The 16,592-nt window shown below is 48.7% G+C and carries 14 protein-coding genes; 12 read left to right on the top strand and 2 right to left on the bottom strand.

Annotated features, from left to right (window positions below; genetic code table 11):
* Positions 1-47 precede the first annotated feature (47 nt).
* Positions 48-1,343: a bile acid:sodium symporter family protein gene (locus tag C5O19_RS23300; RefSeq protein WP_104715786.1), complete on the bottom strand. Its 1,296-nt coding sequence runs from the start codon at positions 1,341-1,343 to the stop codon at positions 48-50.
* Positions 1,344-1,496: 153 nt separating this feature from the next.
* On the opposite strand from C5O19_RS23300, the gene C5O19_RS23295 reads away from it, so the two are divergent.
* Positions 1,497-2,954 carry a mandelate racemase/muconate lactonizing enzyme family protein gene (locus C5O19_RS23295; protein ID WP_104715785.1) on the top strand — a complete coding sequence of 486 codons (1,458 nt, stop codon included), beginning with the start codon at positions 1,497-1,499 and terminating at the stop codon, positions 2,952-2,954.
* A gap of 76 nt (positions 2,955-3,030) precedes the next feature.
* Positions 3,031-3,609 (top strand): RNA polymerase sigma factor, encoded by a 579-nt coding sequence (locus C5O19_RS23290; RefSeq protein WP_104715784.1) that lies wholly within the window; start codon positions 3,031-3,033, stop codon positions 3,607-3,609.
* A 52-nt stretch (positions 3,610-3,661) separates the two neighbouring features.
* Here C5O19_RS23290 and C5O19_RS23285 read toward each other — a convergent pair whose 3' ends face one another.
* A complete protein-coding gene (locus C5O19_RS23285) occupies positions 3,662-4,993 on the bottom strand; it encodes an esterase-like activity of phytase family protein (RefSeq protein ID WP_104715783.1) in 1,332 nt (443 codons plus the stop codon).
* Positions 4,994-5,493: 500 nt separating this feature from the next.
* Between C5O19_RS23285 and ilvD the strand changes: the two genes are divergently transcribed.
* The 10 genes from ilvD to leuC all read left to right on the top strand — a co-directional run bounded on the left by ilvD (position 5,494) and on the right by leuC (position 16,581).
* Positions 5,494-7,185 carry a dihydroxy-acid dehydratase gene (ilvD, locus tag C5O19_RS23280; RefSeq protein ID WP_104715782.1) on the top strand — a complete coding sequence of 564 codons (1,692 nt, stop codon included), beginning with the start codon at positions 5,494-5,496 and terminating at the stop codon, positions 7,183-7,185.
* Between the two features lie 76 nt (positions 7,186-7,261).
* Entirely contained in the window at positions 7,262-9,004 is a 1,743-nt protein-coding gene (gene ilvB / locus C5O19_RS23275) for a biosynthetic-type acetolactate synthase large subunit (RefSeq protein WP_104715781.1), read from the top strand.
* An 84-nt stretch (positions 9,005-9,088) separates the two neighbouring features.
* Positions 9,089-9,316, top strand: a complete 228-nt coding sequence (locus C5O19_RS23270; RefSeq protein ID WP_207766530.1) for an antibiotic biosynthesis monooxygenase family protein — start codon at positions 9,089-9,091, stop codon at positions 9,314-9,316.
* On the top strand, positions 9,309-9,842 hold the full coding sequence (gene ilvN / locus C5O19_RS23265) for an acetolactate synthase small subunit (RefSeq protein ID WP_094815159.1): 534 nt from the start codon (positions 9,309-9,311) through the stop codon (positions 9,840-9,842). The genes C5O19_RS23270 and ilvN overlap by 8 nt, the downstream gene beginning before the upstream one ends.
* A 113-nt stretch (positions 9,843-9,955) precedes the next feature.
* Positions 9,956-11,002 carry a ketol-acid reductoisomerase gene (gene ilvC / locus C5O19_RS23260; RefSeq protein WP_104715780.1) on the top strand — a complete coding sequence of 349 codons (1,047 nt, stop codon included), beginning with the start codon at positions 9,956-9,958 and terminating at the stop codon, positions 11,000-11,002.
* A gap of 351 nt (positions 11,003-11,353) precedes the next feature.
* The gene (gene ilvA / locus C5O19_RS23255; protein WP_094815155.1) at positions 11,354-12,622 is read left to right on the top strand and encodes a threonine ammonia-lyase IlvA; all 1,269 of its coding nucleotides are present in this window, start codon (positions 11,354-11,356) and stop codon (positions 12,620-12,622) included.
* Positions 12,623-12,694: 72 nt separating this feature from the next.
* A complete protein-coding gene (locus tag C5O19_RS23250; protein ID WP_104715779.1) occupies positions 12,695-13,837 on the top strand; it encodes a hypothetical protein in 1,143 nt (380 codons plus the stop codon).
* Between the two features lie 55 nt (positions 13,838-13,892).
* Positions 13,893-14,114 carry a hypothetical protein gene (locus tag C5O19_RS23245; protein ID WP_104715778.1) on the top strand — a complete coding sequence of 74 codons (222 nt, stop codon included), beginning with the start codon at positions 13,893-13,895 and terminating at the stop codon, positions 14,112-14,114.
* Positions 14,115-14,234: 120 nt separating this feature from the next.
* The gene (locus C5O19_RS23240) at positions 14,235-15,104 is read left to right on the top strand and encodes a helix-turn-helix transcriptional regulator (RefSeq protein WP_102202008.1); all 870 of its coding nucleotides are present in this window, start codon (positions 14,235-14,237) and stop codon (positions 15,102-15,104) included.
* Between the two features lie 70 nt (positions 15,105-15,174).
* Positions 15,175-16,581: a 3-isopropylmalate dehydratase large subunit gene (gene leuC, locus C5O19_RS23235; RefSeq protein ID WP_104715777.1), complete on the top strand. Its 1,407-nt coding sequence runs from the start codon at positions 15,175-15,177 to the stop codon at positions 16,579-16,581.
* Positions 16,582-16,592 lie beyond the last annotated feature (11 nt).

The raw sequence follows: 16,592 nt of genomic DNA, 5'->3' as shown, positions 1-16,592 counted from the left end.
CTTGGATAGAGTTTAGAGGTATAAAAGAGAACTAAAAATTCATTGGACTAAGAAGACACGGGCGAGGGCTCGGCGGGTACTTCTTCGGATTGCGGTGGTTTACTCCGCCACCAGTTGGCGAGCATGGAACCCGTCGTGTTCATCAGCGGACCGAACACGGCCGGAGCCAGGCCCGTAGTGGCCAGCTGCCCCATTTGTAAAGCCAGACCCGAAGCCATCCCCGCATTCTGCATGCCCACTTCAAAGGCTACCGAGCGGCTTGACTGTTCATTTAAACCTACAAGTCGGCAACACCAGTAACCCAGAAAATAACCCAGCGTATTGTGCAGAAAGCAAGCCAGTACCAGTACCAACCCTACCTGCAATAAACTCTGCTGACCCGCCGCCGTAATCACGACGATAATGGTAGTAATCCCCACCATGGAAAGCGTGGATAAAATCGAATCCATAATTTCCCGGCGACCTCCGGCCCAGCGTTGAAAGAGCCAGCCACCGAGCAGGGGCATGCCAATAAACCAGAACACATTCCAGCCGACCGTTTCAGCGAAATCCGTCGAGCCTTCCACTAACGCAATGGCATTTTTGAGCAGAATGATGCCGAAATACACCGCGATCTGAATCGCGATGCTCCGGCGGGATTGACCCGGATAAGCCAAGGCGTTAAAGAGCAGACCCGCCACAATGGGTAGAATGGTGATGTTAAAAATCTCCATGACCATTTTCCAGAAATCAACGGGTAAAAAGGCCCCCGCCAAAAGCTGGAGCAACGCCGGCGTTAGTAAGGGCGATAACAGCGTAGAAAAAGCCGTAACGGTTACCGATAAGGGCACATTAGCCCGGGCAATGTAAGCCATCACATTGGAAGCCAGCCCGCTCGGCGAGCAACCCACTAGAATAATACCCGTAGCAATTTCCGGCGGCAGGGGGAAGGTGACTGCCAGCAGAAATCCGATACTGGGCATAATCAGGTAATGGCTCGTAATGCCCACGAGTACTCCTTTCGGGTTTTTGGCAATGCCGGCAAAGTCCTCCAAACTCGACTGCGAACCCATCCCAAACATGATGATTTGCAGGAGCGGGATGATGAGCCGTTTGAGTTCAAAGTTTCCCCAGCGGATAAACCACTGCGGTTGATACATCGCCACCGATACGGCCGTCAGAATCAGTACCGTATAGGTCAGACTGGTGGTTGCCGGGGAGCGTCGAACGCCGATGGCTAATAGAAACAGCCCCCCAATCACGGGCAGAGCCGTATGCGAGCCGGACCCCGTTAGAAATAAGCCTAAGGCAAGCAATAGACTTAGTCCGCTCAGGATCAGAGCGAAGGTGAAAACTTTTTTCATAGATATGTTTAGAGGTAGAAAAGTTACGCCTAATGACGCTTTTGCCAGACATTCATTAAGTCGTAGTGCAAAAAAAAGACAATTTATTCTTGGATACTCCGTATTGTGCGTAACTTTTCGCCGAAAAATTACCTCTAAACTCTATATAATACAATGAAAAAGTTTATCGACCGCTTCAAGCTGCCGACACAGGCGGCTGTACCTCCGCCCGAAAGCAAGCCCGGCTCGGATCGCCGAAATTTTATGCGGAAAGCCGCTTTAGGCGGCCTTGCGTTAGGAATGCGTTTTGATGGAAAGACCGAGCAGGAACTCGAATATGTTACGCAACGGGTAGGCCGGGCTTCCAAACCATCCGAACTGAAAATTACGGATCTCCGCATCGCCCATTTACAGGGTGTTCCCTTTACCAGCCCCGTGATTCGCATTGAAACGAATCAGGGAATTGTGGGCTGGGGGGAAGTACGCGATGGAGCTAGTCCGAAGTACGCGTTAATGCTCAAGAGCCGTCTACTCGGTAAAAATCCCTGTAACGTCGAGCAGCTTTTTAAGATGATTCGCCCCTTTGGCAATCACGGTCGGGCTGCCGGAGGCGTATGCGGCGTCGAGATGGCGTTGTGGGATCTGGCCGGTAAAGCCTATAATGTACCCGTCTACCAACTGTTGGGGGGGAAGTACCGCGATGAAATCCGCTTGTACGCCGATACACCCGAAGTCGATGATCCGAAAGCGTTCGGAAAGAAACTCAAGGAAACGCGACTCGATAAAGGATATACCTGGTTAAAAATGGATTTCGGGATTGGTCTGCTGGCCGATAAACCGGACATGCTCATTGGAGCTGGTCTTTGGGATATTCGCAACCAGTACGGCAATAGCAAGATCGGACGCGTAGGTAGTTACGGCCTGACCAAACACCCCTTTACCCGCGTACAGGTGACAGAAAAAGGGATTCAATACATTGCCGATTACGTAGAAAAAGTACGAAGTGTAGTAGGGTACGATATTCCAATTTCGGCGGATCACTTTGGCCATTTCGACGTCAATACGGCGATTCGGATTGGGAAAGCGGTGGAGAAATATCAGCTGGCCTGGTTGGAAGACCTGGTTCCCTGGTTTTACCACGACCAGTGGCGACAGATTACTGAAGCCATCGAAACGCCTACGCTGACGGGCGAAGATATTTACGCCAAAGAAGAATTCATCAAGCTCATTAACGCCAAGGCGGTAGACATGATTCACCCGGATCTAGCTTCGTCGGGCGGGATCCTGGAAACGAAAAAAATCGGTGACTACGCCGAGGAACACGGCGTTCCCATGGCCATGCACTTTGCCGGAACCCCCATCTGCATGATGGCCAATGTCCATTGTGCGGCGGCTACGCAGAATTTTATTGCTCTGGAGCACCACGGCGTGGACATTGCCGGTTGGGAAGATTTGGTAACGGGCATTGATAAACCCTTTGCCAATGGCTTCGTGAAAGTACCCGACAAGCCGGGCTTAGGCGTGGAATTCAACGAAGAATTTGCCAAGAAGTTTCTGAAAAAAGGGGAACAATGGTTTGCTCCGACTACGCAGTGGGATACACCGGATTCCTGGGATCGGGACTGGAGTTAAACGTAGAATTGTTCGGTGTTTGGTAGGAAGGCGATCACACGCCCTGCCAAACACCACTTTTTAAAAACCTAAGCCTATGCATACCACCTGTACGTCTGATTTTGAACTTTGGAATGCCTTTCGTCGGGGGGATGCCCAGGCGTACGAAGCCATCTATCGACGCTACGCTCCAGCCTTGTTCTCGTACGGAAAACGGCTGACTTCGGATTACGACTTGGTGCGGGATACCATTCAGGATGTTTTCGTTGAAATCTGGCAGCGGCGGGAACATCTGACCGACTTGCAGACGATTAAATTCTATCTGTTTCGGGTATTACGTAATGCCTTGTCCAAAACCCGCAAACGCTCCGACGATAGCATCGACTGGCAGGAAATCTGGCCCGCGGAATTATTTATGCCTTCCATTGAATCGGATATTCTGGAAGAGGAAAGCCGACAGGATCGCCTACAGCGGTTACGGCAGGGAATTGATCGTTTGCCCGAACGGCAACGGGAAGCCGTGATGCTGGCGTTTTACGATAATTTGTCGAACGAAGAAATTGGCCTGATCATGGGCATTCAGGCTCAATCGGTAACCAATCACCTAAGCCGGGCTCTACATTTTTTACGGGATGTGATCGTAACCTGGGTACTGGTCTTTTCTGCCTGGATATAGAAGAGCCTCCCCACAAGGAGGAGGCCCCAGATTGAAGGTAGAAAGATGATGGTTACTTTAAAGCTTTCGGCAAAGAAATGAAATAGACGGCATTAAAATCAACTTTATTCACAGAAGGGAGAATTTTCTGGATCATCTTCCGATTAGCCGAGGTACCTTCGGTCGCTAAACCAAAGTCGTCGTCATTGGCAACGGCAATCAGCGTAGGGCTTAGTACCACCAGACCCTCAACTTTATCGTGGGGATAGTTCGGGATGGCCTGTATAACATCTACGACAAATTCCTTCTTCACGGATTTAATGCCGTAGTTCGGCCATTCGGCAAGGGGCAATTCTTCCAGCGTTTTGCCACCAAACAATTTCCCAGAGGCCTTATTTTCAGAATCCGATACGTCCGTAGCTCCGGTAATGTCAATTTTGAAAATATTTTTTACCGGTGTATTGCCACCGCCCAAGGCGTCGTCATTCCGTTCCAGCACCAGAAAAGTGGTGTTGGTAATGGCCGTAATTTCACTAACCCGGAAGGGATTGGGCTTATCCATGAGGTAGATAAACTGCTGCGTCACGCCCGTTTCAATTTGATACGTCAGAATCCGTAGTACCGTAGAGTTATCAGCCGTAGCCTTGTTTGGGTTACGAAGCGTATTCTGCATGATACCCACCAGCGTTTTGCCATCGGGGGTAATCGTCAGTCCTTCCATCCCGCGATTGGGCCAGCGTTTAGCGAGTACTTGAGGCAGCGCGTCCGCTCCCGTATTGAATGGATTCAGGCGACGCAGGGTACGGCCAGTACGATCGAAATGAACAATGTGCGGACCGTATTCATCCGATACCCAGAACGAACCATCGGCCATAGCGACGAGACCTTCTGAATCAAGTCCGTTGGGATCTGTAGCTGGCGATAAGGGCTGAAGGTTCATATCCTGAGCTAGTTCACCCGCATTACCCGAACCTACGGGATTGGGTAAACCCGTCAGTTTTTTCCCCGTAGCATCCTTTAGTTCAATCGTTTCGATGAGTTTTAACTCGCCTCCTTCTAAACGGAATTTTCCAATTTGCGGAGCGAAGTCCGGTACAGGAAAAACCTTGGCATCTGAACCAACCCCATCCGTATTGGGACCACGGTCGGTCAGCAGATAAAAAATTTGGGGATCATTGGGATCAACGGCCATCGCCGAGCCGAAGCCACCATTATAAGCCGTAATCGGCAGATTTCTAGTAAAGTCGTTGGTAAACGTAGCCAAGACCTTCGGAGTCGAGACGGTTGCTTGGGACGGATACGAAGTGCCACCGGGCAATTCATGATCCGTACAGGAACTGAGCAGAGCCCATGAACCCAGCGCGAGGCCAAATGGTTTTAGCGAAAAAGTAGAGGTACGTGACATCGCAGCCAAGGATTAAATGCAAAGAGTAGTGGCTGCGAAACTAACGTTTGGTTATTATGGCAATGTGATGCAAATTTTACAAAATCATGAAGTGCTTTTTAATAATATGGCAATAGAATGCGGTAGCTATGAAAAAAGGCAAAATTTTTTTTGGAATTAAAAAATGGAAGCCTTTACCTTTGCGATACGCCGCCGGTAAAAACGGCAAAATTCAATTCCTAATGGCTCAATTCGTTTTAAATATTTCTGTGATTATTCTTCTCGTGCTCATCCGAACATCGGTGTGAGATAGGTTGATATTCACCACGAAAGACCTTTCTCACATCCCGAGAAAGGTCTTTTTGTTATCAAACCATCAGTGTCTTAGAATAAGGCAAGATTTATTCGATTAGTGCAATTTTGTTTATCATCATACTGTAAGAATGCAAACGGAAGAGTCTGGCCCTGATGGACCTTCTTCGCTTCACTTTTCCGAGTCGTTCGCTTAACAACGAGCTCCTATGACTACCGAAAGTACCCCATTGAATAAGTACTCACGTACGCTTACTCAAGAAGTGACCAATCCGGCGGCTCAGGCCATGTTATACGGCGTGGGCCTCACCGAAGAAGATATGTCGAAAGCCCAGATTGGCATTGCCAGTACGGGTTACGAAGGAAATACCTGTAATATGCACCTGAACGGACTTGCTGTTCACGTGAAAAAAGGCGTGCAGGCGAATGGTCTGGTCGGACTGATCTTTAATACGATTGGCGTATCCGATGGGATGACGAACGGAAACGATGGCATGAGTTACTCCCTGCCCAGCCGTGATATCATCGCCGATTCGATTGAAGACGTAGTGGCCGGACAATGGTACGACGGTGTGATTACGGTCGTCGGATGCGATAAAAACATGCCCGGAGCCATCATGGCTATGGCTCGCTTGAATCGTCCCGGGATCATGGTATACGGTGGTACCATTCGGACGGGCCAGTGGAAAGGTCAGAAACTCGACATTATTTCAGCGTTTGAAGCTTTAGGTAAAAAATTCGCGGGTACCATCGCCGACGAAGATTACAAAGGAGTCATCCAGAATGCCATTCCCGGAGCCGGAGCTTGCGGCGGGATGTATACGGCTAATACCATGGCTTCCAGTATTGAAGCCTTGGGTTTGAGCTTACCGAATTCCAGTACGTACCCCGCTACGCACGAAGGCAAACAGGCGGAATGTCTGGCGGTAGGAGCAGCGATGAAAAAACTGCTCGAATTGGATTTAAAGCCCCGCGATATCATCACTCGTAAATCACTTGAAAACGCTCTGACGTTGGTGATGGCCCTGGGTGGATCGACGAATGCGGTCCTTCATTATTTGGCGATTGGCCACGCAGCGGGTGTAGAATTTACGCTGAAAGACATTCAGGACATTAGTGACCGGACGCCTTTGCTGGCGGATCTGAAACCTTCCGGAAAGTACTTCATGGAAGATATGTTAGCCATTGGCGGCGTACCGGCTGTGATGAAATACCTGTTGAGCGTCGGATTACTACATGGTGACTGTATAACCATCACCGGAAAAACCATCGCTGAAAACCTGGCTGGAGAACCCGACCTGGAATTCGAATCGCAGAAAATCATTTTCCCGATTGAAAACCCCATCAAAGCTACGGGTCACTTACAGATTCTGTACGGAAACCTGGCTCCCACGGGTGCCGTTGCTAAGATTACGGGTAAAGAAGGCGAACGGTTCGAAGGCATTGCGAAAGTGTGCGATAAGGAAGAAACGCTCATGGCCGCTTTAGCCAACGGTGAAGTGAAACCCGGCATGGTTGTCGTGATCCGTTACGAAGGTCCTAAAGGTGGACCGGGTATGCCGGAAATGCTGAAGCCTACCTCGGCGGTAATCGGGGCCGGTCTGGGTAACTCGATTGCCATGATTACCGATGGCCGTTTCTCGGGCGGTACGCACGGATTCGTCGTTGGCCACGTGACCCCCGAAGCTTTTGACGGCGGCCCGATTGCCCTGGTACAGGACGGCGATCTAATCACCATCGATGCCGTGAATAACATTTTGCAGGTACACATTTCCGATGAAGAAATGGCCGCTCGTAAAGCCGCCTGGGTCGCTCCGGAAAATCCGTTTAAACAGGGTGTACTGCGGAAGTATATTAAAAACGTTTCGTCAGCTAGCTTGGGCTGCGTAACGGATTTGTAAAATAGATAGTACTGAACTTGGAGTAGTTAACAATCAACTGGTTAACGAGGCATCGTTAACACAAAGGAAGAATCCTATGGCACACCAGAAGCAAACTGTTGCCGAAGTTTTGGAAGAAGCCTCTCAACGTACCGTAACGGGCTCACATGCCCTGATGCTGGCGTTACTGGCCGAAGGAGTGGATACCATTTTCGGGTATCCCGGTGGAGCAATCATGCCTACCTATGACGCCCTATTCGATTACCGGGACGTCCTTCATCATATCTTGGTTCGCCACGAACAGGGAGCCGGTCACGCTGCACAGGGTTACGCCCGCATGCAAAATCGGGCGGGTGTTTGTCTGGTAACCTCCGGCCCCGGAGCAACCAACCTGATGACACCCATTTGTGATGCCCTGCTCGATTCAACGCCGATGGTGTGTATCATTGGTCAGGTATACAATAAGCTGCTGGGAACGGATGCTTTCCAGGAGGCGGACGTAATCGGGATGACGATGCCCATTACGAAGTGGAATTATCAGATTACCAGTGCCGATGAAGTGCCGGAGATGATTGCCAAGGCCTTTTACATCGCCCAAACGGGTCGCCCCGGACCCGTCGTGCTGGACTTTACCCGGACGGCTCAGATGGAGTTGATGACCCGACCCTTTTCGTACCACAAGTGCGAAACGATGGTGAGTTATAAGCCCCGGATGGTACCCAAAGACGATCAGTTAAAGGCGGCAGCCGAATTGATCAACCGGGCTAAGAAACCCTACATTCTGGCAGGTCACGGCATTACGCTCGCCAAGGCTGAAGCGGAACTGAAAGCCTTTACCGAAAAGACGGGTATTCCGGTAGCCGCGACGTTATTAGGCATGTCGGCCCTTGATGCAGACCATCCCAATTACGTAGGCTGGCTGGGTATGCACGGCAATTACGGGCCGAACGTCCTGACCAATCAATGTGACCTGTTGATCGCCATCGGTATGCGTTTCGACGACCGTGTAACGGGTGATTTGAGTAAGTACGCTACGCAGGCCAAGGTCGTTCACATCGAAATTGATCCGGCTGAAATTGATAAAAATATCAAGGCAACGGCTCCGGTCGTGGGGGATGCCAAAGAGGCTCTCAAAGCCCTGTTACCCCTGGTAGAAGAACGGACCCATGCCGAATGGCGGGATGAATTCCGCAAGTATGATGCCGTTGAAGACGAGAAAATCACGCGGGCTACGCTTTTCCACGAAGGCAACGAAATCAAAATGGGTGAAGTAGTACACCTGATCTCGGAAAAAACCAAAGGGGAAGCCGTCGTCGTGACCGACGTAGGACAACACCAGATGATTGCCAATCGCTACTACCGATTCAAAAAGCATAATTCGGTCGTAACCTCGGGTGGGGCAGGTACCATGGGCTTTGCCCTGCCGGCTGCCATTGGAGCCAAACGCGGAGCACCCGATCGGGAGGTCGTAGCCTTCATCGGTGATGGCGGATTTCAGATGACGCTTCAGGAGCTGGCTACAATTTGGCAGGAAAACCTGAACATCAAAATCGTCATTCTCAACAACAACTTCCTGGGCATGGTACGCCAGTGGCAACAGTTGTTCTTTGACAACCGCTACAGCTTCGTCGATATCAAAAACCCGGATTTTGTAACCATCGCCAAAGGTTTCCACATTGAAGGCCATACCTGCCGCGACCGGTCAGCCCTGAGCGAATCGTTGGACACGATGTTGAATCACGATGGCCCTTACTTACTGGAGGTGATTTGCGAGAAAGAGGAAAACGTATTCCCGATGGTTCCCGCCGGGCAGGCCGTTGATAAAATTCGCTTAGAGTAAAAGTAGGATGATTCTCGAAATTGCCTTGCTCGATGACGAGCCAATCAGGCGGAAGCGTTCGAACAGGCATTCCAGCAGGCTCAAGTGTATATTTCCCGGCAAAAGGGTTATTTGAGTCACCGCTTACAACGCGGCATGGAAAAGGCTAATCGATACGTATTACTCGTTGAATGGGAGACGCTGGAAGATCATACCATCGGTTTTCGAGAATCGGAAGATTACCAGCACCGGAAACGTTTATTACACCCTTTTTACGATCCGTTTCCGGTCGTAGAGCATTTTGAATCAATAAATGCCGATACAAATGACTAATTACACCATTTCAATATTTACCACGAATACGGTTGGTTTACTGAACCGTATTACGATTGTCTTCACGCGTCGTCGGTTGAATATCGAATCGTTGACGGTTTGTGAGACCGAGCGTAAAGGCGTATCTCGCTTTACCATTGTACTGAAGTCTGAAAGTCGCGAATCCGTTGAAAAACTGGTACGCCAGATTCGGAAATTGGTCGATGTACTGGCGGTATACGGGTATCTAGACGAAGACATCGTCTTTCAAGAGACAGCCCTGTTCAAAATCTCAACGCCCCTGGGTGGTCCCCAACTCGACATTGAGCGGGTAAATAAGGACTTCAACGCCTGGGTGGTGCAATGGGGGACGGATTCGGTCGTCATCGAAAAATCGGGTACGGAAGCCGAAATCATGGAATTCTACCATTATATCAAACCCCAGGGTATTCTGGAGTTCGTCCGTTCCGGCCGAATTAGCGTATCCAAGGAAGAAAAAGGCCTGGTCGAGTACCTGCCTTCGGAAGGAGTCTGGGAAATTGCATAAGTGTTTAGCGTTTTGGGTTGAGCGTTGATGCATTATTGAACGCTAAACCCCCAACGCTAGACTCGAAATCCAAAGAGTTTTTACAATTTTATTATCCTCAAAATTCAATCAAAATGGCAAAGTTGAACTTCGGCGGAGTCGAAGAAGAAGTAGTGACCCGGGAAGAATTCCCCCTCGAAAAAGCCCGTGAAGTACTGAACGAAGAAGTAATTGCGGTCATTGGATATGGCGTACAAGGTCCTGGTCAAGGACTGAATATGAAAGATAACGGCTTCAACGTAATCGTAGGTCAACGGAAAGATTCCAAAACTTGGGATAAAGCCGTAGCCGATGGATGGGTTCCCGGTGAAACCCTCTTCGAAATTGAAGAAGCTCTCGAAAAAGGTACCATCATTTGCTACCTGCTTTCTGACGCCGCTCAGATCGCCCTGTGGCCTACGGTGAAAGCCGCTCTGAAACCTGGCAAATCTCTGTACTTCTCACACGGTTTCGGTGTAACTTACAAAGATCAGACGGGTATTGTTCCTCCGGCTGATGTAGACGTATTCCTGGTAGCCCCCAAAGGTTCTGGAACGTCCCTGCGTCGTTTGTTCGTAGAAGGAAAAGGTCTGAACTCCAGCTTTGCTATCTACCAGGATGCTACCGGTAAAGCCCGCGAAAAATGTATCGCTATGGGTATCGGTGTAGGTTCAGGTTACCTGTTCGAGACGGATTTCTACAAAGAAGTAACGTCTGACCTTACGGGTGAGCGTGGTACGCTGATGGGTGCTATTCAAGGAATCTTCGCTGCTCAGTACGAAGTACTCCGCGAAAACGGTCACTCGCCTTCAGAAGCCTTCAACGAAACAGTAGAAGAGCTGACCCAATCGCTGATGCCTTTAGTGGCTGAAAACGGTATGGACTGGATGTACGCCAACTGCTCGACGACGGCTCAACGCGGTGCTCTGGATTGGTGGAAGCCTTTCAAGGAAGCAACCAAGCCCGTCTTCGAAAAACTGTATAACTCGGTAAAATCAGGGGAGCAGGCTCAAATTTCAATCAGCCGTAACTCACAGTCTGATTACCGCGAGAAACTGGAAGTAGAACTGGCCGAACTCCGCGAATCAGAAATGTGGAAAGCCGGTGCTACCGTACGTAGCCTGCGTCCCGAGCGTAGCTAATTCTTCAGTTTAGCGTTTAGTGTTTTCAGTTTGGAGTTTAACCGCTCATCCGCGTTCAGGCGAGCAAAGAAAGACGGTAACTGACAGTTCATGCCGTCAATTAACTCAAAACGAAAAACTCAAAACCCTGAACTCCAAGGGGTGAATGAGTGAATGATACCATTCGTTCATTCACCCTTTTTAGTACCAGTGCCTTTTTAATAATACAAGCATTACTTCAAAAACAGTCCACAGAAAACCGCCAAGGCGGCTACTGTACACTTGCCTATCCAACCTCCCCGTTATAAATCTTATTATCATACTATTGTGAATACCCCGGCACAGACGTTAGCACGTCGCATAGAAGAGAAGATGAAAGAAACCGTTGATTCCCCGACGCTATTCCCCCAGCTTGACGACATATTTCTTGCCGCCGAACGACTCCGTAAAGTAGTAACACATACGCCACTGACGGTGAATTTGAACCTGTCCGCGAAATTCGGAGCGAATGTATACCTCAAACGCGAGGACCAGCAGATTGTACGTTCCTACAAAATTCGCGGAGCCTACAACTGCATGGCCAAACTTCCTGCCGAGGCTCTGGCTAAGGGCGTAGCCTGTGCCAGTGCCGGAAATCACGCGCAGGGCGTGGCGTACGCCTGCCACAAAATGGGGGTGAAGGGTACAATTTTTATGCCCAGCACCACGCCCAACCAGAAAGTAAAACAGGTAAAACTCTTTGGGCGGGACGAAGTAGAAGTAGTACTCACGGGTGATACGTTTGATGACGCCTACGTAGCGGCTCGGGCCTTTGAACAGCAGCAGGGAGCAACGTTTGTGCACCCCTTCGACGACCTGGGCGTGATGGAAGGGCAGGGAACGGTAGGCCTGGAAATCTTCAAAGATGCCGACTTTAAAATTGATTATGTTCTCTTCGCCATCGGTGGGGGCGGACTGGCTTCCGGCGTGGCTACGGTCTTCAAACACCTTTCTCCGCATACGAAACTGATTGGTATTGAACCGGCAGGTGCGGCGTCCATGCGGGAGGCACTCAACCACGGGAAGATCGTAACGCTGGATGATATTGACAAATTCGTCGATGGGGCGGCCGTCAAGCGGGTAGGGGAAATGACCTTTCAGATCTGTCAGGAACTGCTCGACGATGTGATTACCATTCCAGAAGGTAAAGTGTGTACCACGATCATGCAATTGTACAACGAGGAAGCCATCGTAGCCGAGCCCGCCGGAGCACTAAGTATCGCTGCTTTAGATTTTCTGAAAGATGAGATCAAAGGTAAGAACGTGGTCTGTCTGGTTAGCGGGGGTAACAACGACATCACCCGGATGGAAGAAATTAAAGAACGCTCGCTTTTGTACGAAGGATTGAAGCATTATTTCATCATCCGATTTCCGCAGCGGGCCGGAGCTTTTCGGGAGTTTTTGAATGTACTCGGCCCCAACGATGACATTACTCGCTTTGAATACGTCAAGAAAACCAATCGCGAACAGGGCCCCGCTATTGTAGGGATCGAATTAAAATCAAAAAGTGATTTTTCTTCCCTTATTCACCGCATGAATGAGGCAAAAGTTACATACGAATACCTAAATGATAAGCCAGATTTGTTTGGCATTTTAGTATAAGTTACTTCGAAGGAAGGTATAATAGAATGGAAATTCTATAGTTTTGTTTCCATTCTATTAACCTAACCTTATATGTTTCGTCCATTTCTACTTAGTGTAATTTTATTGTTGAATACTGGCTATGTATTCGCTCAAAGTACGTTCCAAAAAGGATATATCGTAAAAGCCGCCGGCGACACTTTAGCCTGTTATATCCATTATCAAGACTGGTCCGATAGCCCCGCCGAAATTCGAATCAAACGGGATTTAACGCAGAAAGAAGAAATCATTAGTGCGGTTTCATATAAGGCATTTTATATAGCGAAGGAAAATCAGTTGTATAAATCGTATACATTGAATCTTTTGTACGTAAGCGAAGATGTTTACGAGACTAAACCGGATACGTACGTTCAGCAAACGTTATTTCTACAACAGCTCTGGAGTGACCAGAAAATCAGCTTATACTATGCTAGAAGTGATAAAGACGGAAGAATCCGTTTTTTTATTGAAGAAGGACCTTCTTTCTATGAACTGATCAATTATAGTTTCTACCGGCAAAAGGAAGGGCAAAATTATCGCGTAGCGGTACAGGAGTACAAGCAACAGCTAGAACAATTGACGGCTGATGTGGCTAGCTTTTCAATGACCCCTCCCCTTTATGCAAGCCGGTATCTGATCAACTACTTACAGGCTTATCACGATAAAAAATATACGGAAGAGCCCGTTAAATTTCGGTTGAAAGATGAAAAGTCTACGTTTTATGTAGGCCTCAATGCCGGTCTTGAACGTTTGAATATTAGTGATTTAAGCCAAGGCAAAAATCAGGCTTCTCTGGGTTTATCGGCACGCGTCAATTTTCCCCGGAATCATCAACAGATGTACGCGAAGATAGCTTTTCATAGGGCTTCAAAAATAGTGGTACTGCAAGAAGAAACCCGTAGACCCGTGGATAGTCATCTAAAAACGATCGAAATACTGGCTGGCCAATACTTAGGCGGGGGCAAAATCCAACCTTTTTATAACGTAGGATTAGTAATTTTTTCAAATAAAATTGCTACTACCGGCATTCTTACACCGGGTATTGGGGTTAGCTTTAAAAAACGGCTCGAATTGGAAGTGTCACACTTTAGTCGCTTGTTTTTTAAGATGGGTCAGGAAGAAGCTCCCTTTCTTATTCCGCCCCGAATTTCCCTCAACTACTACATTAAACTTAATGGTCCTAATAAACTATTTTAACTGATTTTGAATTATATACAAGTAGTGAAGAACCCGAAAGGAGGCGATTTTTAATATGAATACTGTATCTGAATTACGGGAACTGGCGGCCCGTCTGGCTGCTTTTCCCACCGAAGAAGAAAAATTAGAATTTTTACATCGGCAGTTAGCTGCGTTTTCTAACCTTTCCCCCGAACAGCAAACCCGCCAGCTTCTGGAATGGGAAGCGTTCCACGAAAAAGAACATCAGGTCGTTGAGAAACCTCTTCCCAACGCTGAAAATAAGAATGCGGCCTAATTAGTTTGAGGATGGGTAAGGTTTGAAAAGTTGGAAATAGGCCTGTCTAGGCTCATGTAGGCTTGTTTGAACTTTAGACATCCTCAAATCTTTTCAAACCCAATCCAAACATTACGTCCAGTGCTTCGTGTCCCCACCTTCATGCATGTCAATGAATTTGAATCGCTCAAGATTCAGGACATGACTTTTGTGGCCTACCGCAACCAGGACCCGCCGCTCCGTAATGAAGTTTTTTTCGAAGAACATGCGGTGATTTTTGTACTGGAAGGCGAAAAGCGGTTTTTGGCTCCTGAGGGCGAAACGCGGGTACGCAAGGGCGATGTGGTGTTTATTCGTCGCGGCTATTACTTCATGCAGGAAGCACTCGACCGGGCCTATCGCAGCCTGGTTTTTTTCTTTCATGAGAAGCTGTTGAAATCCTTCGTTGAGCAGCATATTGAACTGGTCTCTGGTCCGCTTCAGGAACGGGAAATTGATAACCCCTTACTGGTGTTTGAAGGAAACCCCAGCTTAAGTGCTTTTGCCGATTCCATCTTTCCGTATTTCCAGCGTCCTACGCCCTTTCTGAATCAGTATCTGCGACTCAAATCGCACGAACTCTTACTCTTACTTTTCGAAAACGATGTTACGGGACAGTTAAAAGCCTTTTTGCACAGTTTGTACATTGGCGAGAAGCTGGATCTGGAGTGGTTACTACAAAGCTATTATCTCAAACCGTTGTCGGTGGCTGAACTGGCCCGTTTGTCCGGCCGTAGTCTTTCCGTATTCAAACGTGATTTTGAGAAACAATTCGGGACCAGTCCCGCCGCCTGGATTCGCAAAAAACGACTCGAACACGCCGTATTCTTACTGGAGAATACCAGCAAAAACGTTTCGGAAATCAGTTTTGAGATTGGGTACGAGAGCGTATCCCACTTCATCAAGGCTTTCAAAGAGCAATACGGTTCAACGCCCAATTTGTATCATCGAACCAAAAACGCTATCGTTTGAACGTTTGCCGATACCCACTTGCTCAATAAATCTCCCAATTTTGTAGCGTATTAGTTAGCCTAATCCAACAATGAGCAATACCCCTCAAACATTATTCGATAAAATCTGGGACGGCCACGTCGTCAAACGCCAGGAAGGTTATCCCGACGTCGTGTTTATTGATCGTCACTTCATTCACGAAGTGACAAGTCCTCAGGCTTTCGATGGTCTTCGCAAGCGTGGAGCGAAAGTCTTCAATGTGAATCGCACGACGGCAACCGCCGATCACAACGTTCCTACGAAAGATCAGCACCTGCCCATCCGTGAAGCCTTGTCTCGCCATCAGGTAGAGAAACTTCGCGAAAACTGTAAGGAATTCGGTATTGAACTCTACGACTTGTTACACCCGTTCCAAGGCATCGTACACGTCATCGGACCCGAACTGGGCATTACGCAACCCGGCATGACGATTGTGTGCGGTGATTCGCATACCTCTACGCACGGAGCGTTTGGAAACGTAGCGTTCGGGATTGGTACTTCGGAAGTAGAGCAGGTACTGACGACGCAGTGTATCATTCAGTCGAAGCCTAAAAAGATGCTGATCGAAGTCAACGGTACGCTCGAAAAAGGCGTAACGGCGAAAGACTTGATCCTGTATATCATCGCTAAAATCTCAGCTGCCGGAGCTACGGGCTATTTCGTGGAATACGCTGGAGAAGCCATTCGGAACCTGACGATGGAAGGCCGGATGACGGTCTGTAACATGAGTATCGAAATGGGTGCTCGTGGCGGCATGATTGCTCCCGATGAAGTAACCTTCGCCTATTTGAAAGGACGTCGCTTTGCTCCACAGGGTGAAGAGTTTGACCGTAAGGTAGAAGCGTGGAAGGAACTGAAAACCGACGAAGGAGCCCAGTTCGATAAAGTATTGACTTTCGACGCGGCGGATATCAAGCCCATGATTACGTATGGAACGAACCCGGGTATGGGTATCGGCGTAACGGATCACGTACCTACGCTGGAGGAAATTCCGGCTACGGAGCAGCCTTCGTTTGAAAAGTCGCTGCATTACATGGGCTTAAAACCGGGCGAAAGCCTGTTAGGGAAAGCCATTGATTATGTATTCATCGGCTCCTGTACCAATGCCCGTATTGAAGACCTTCGCGAGGTTGCGGAATTTGTCAAAGGAAAGCAAAAAGCCAGTGGTATAGAAGTCTGGATTGTTCCCGGTTCGAATCAGGTAGCTGAACAGGCTCGGGCTGAAGGTCTCGACAAAGTATTTGAAGGAGCGGGTTTTGAATTACGCGGTCCCGGATGTTCGGCTTGCTTAGGCATGAACGAAGACAAAGTACCCGCCGGTAAATACGCCGTGAGTACCTCCAACCGAAACTTCGAAGGTCGCCAGGGACCGGGAGCCCGCACGTTACTGGTCTCTCCACTGACGGCTGCCGTAGCAGCGGTAACGGGTAAGGTAGGTGACGTTCGGGAACTGGTGTAAGTAAGCTTCCA

The organism is Siphonobacter curvatus (genome assembly GCF_002943425.1).
Classification (GTDB): Bacteria; Bacteroidota; Bacteroidia; order Cytophagales; family Spirosomataceae; genus Siphonobacter; species Siphonobacter curvatus.
This window is presented reverse-complemented; position numbering and strand designations above follow the sequence as displayed.

Coding starts and splice junctions, on each gene's coding strand:
- C5O19_RS23300 (WP_104715786.1), bottom strand. CDS start 1,343: ATGAAAAAAGTTTTCACCTTCGCTCTGATCCTGAGCGGACTAAGTCTA.
- C5O19_RS23295 (WP_104715785.1), top strand. CDS start 1,497: ATGAAAAAGTTTATCGACCGCTTCAAGCTGCCGACACAGGCGGCTGTA.
- C5O19_RS23290 (WP_104715784.1), top strand. CDS start 3,031: ATGCATACCACCTGTACGTCTGATTTTGAACTTTGGAATGCCTTTCGT.
- C5O19_RS23285 (WP_104715783.1), bottom strand. CDS start 4,993: ATGTCACGTACCTCTACTTTTTCGCTAAAACCATTTGGCCTCGCGCTG.
- ilvD (WP_104715782.1), top strand. CDS start 5,494: ATGACTACCGAAAGTACCCCATTGAATAAGTACTCACGTACGCTTACT.
- ilvB (WP_104715781.1), top strand. CDS start 7,262: ATGGCACACCAGAAGCAAACTGTTGCCGAAGTTTTGGAAGAAGCCTCT.
- ilvN (WP_094815159.1), top strand. CDS start 9,309: ATGACTAATTACACCATTTCAATATTTACCACGAATACGGTTGGTTTA.
- ilvC (WP_104715780.1), top strand. CDS start 9,956: ATGGCAAAGTTGAACTTCGGCGGAGTCGAAGAAGAAGTAGTGACCCGG.
- ilvA (WP_094815155.1), top strand. CDS start 11,354: ATGAAAGAAACCGTTGATTCCCCGACGCTATTCCCCCAGCTTGACGAC.
- C5O19_RS23250 (WP_104715779.1), top strand. CDS start 12,695: ATGTTTCGTCCATTTCTACTTAGTGTAATTTTATTGTTGAATACTGGC.
- C5O19_RS23245 (WP_104715778.1), top strand. CDS start 13,893: ATGAATACTGTATCTGAATTACGGGAACTGGCGGCCCGTCTGGCTGCT.
- leuC (WP_104715777.1), top strand. CDS start 15,175: ATGAGCAATACCCCTCAAACATTATTCGATAAAATCTGGGACGGCCAC.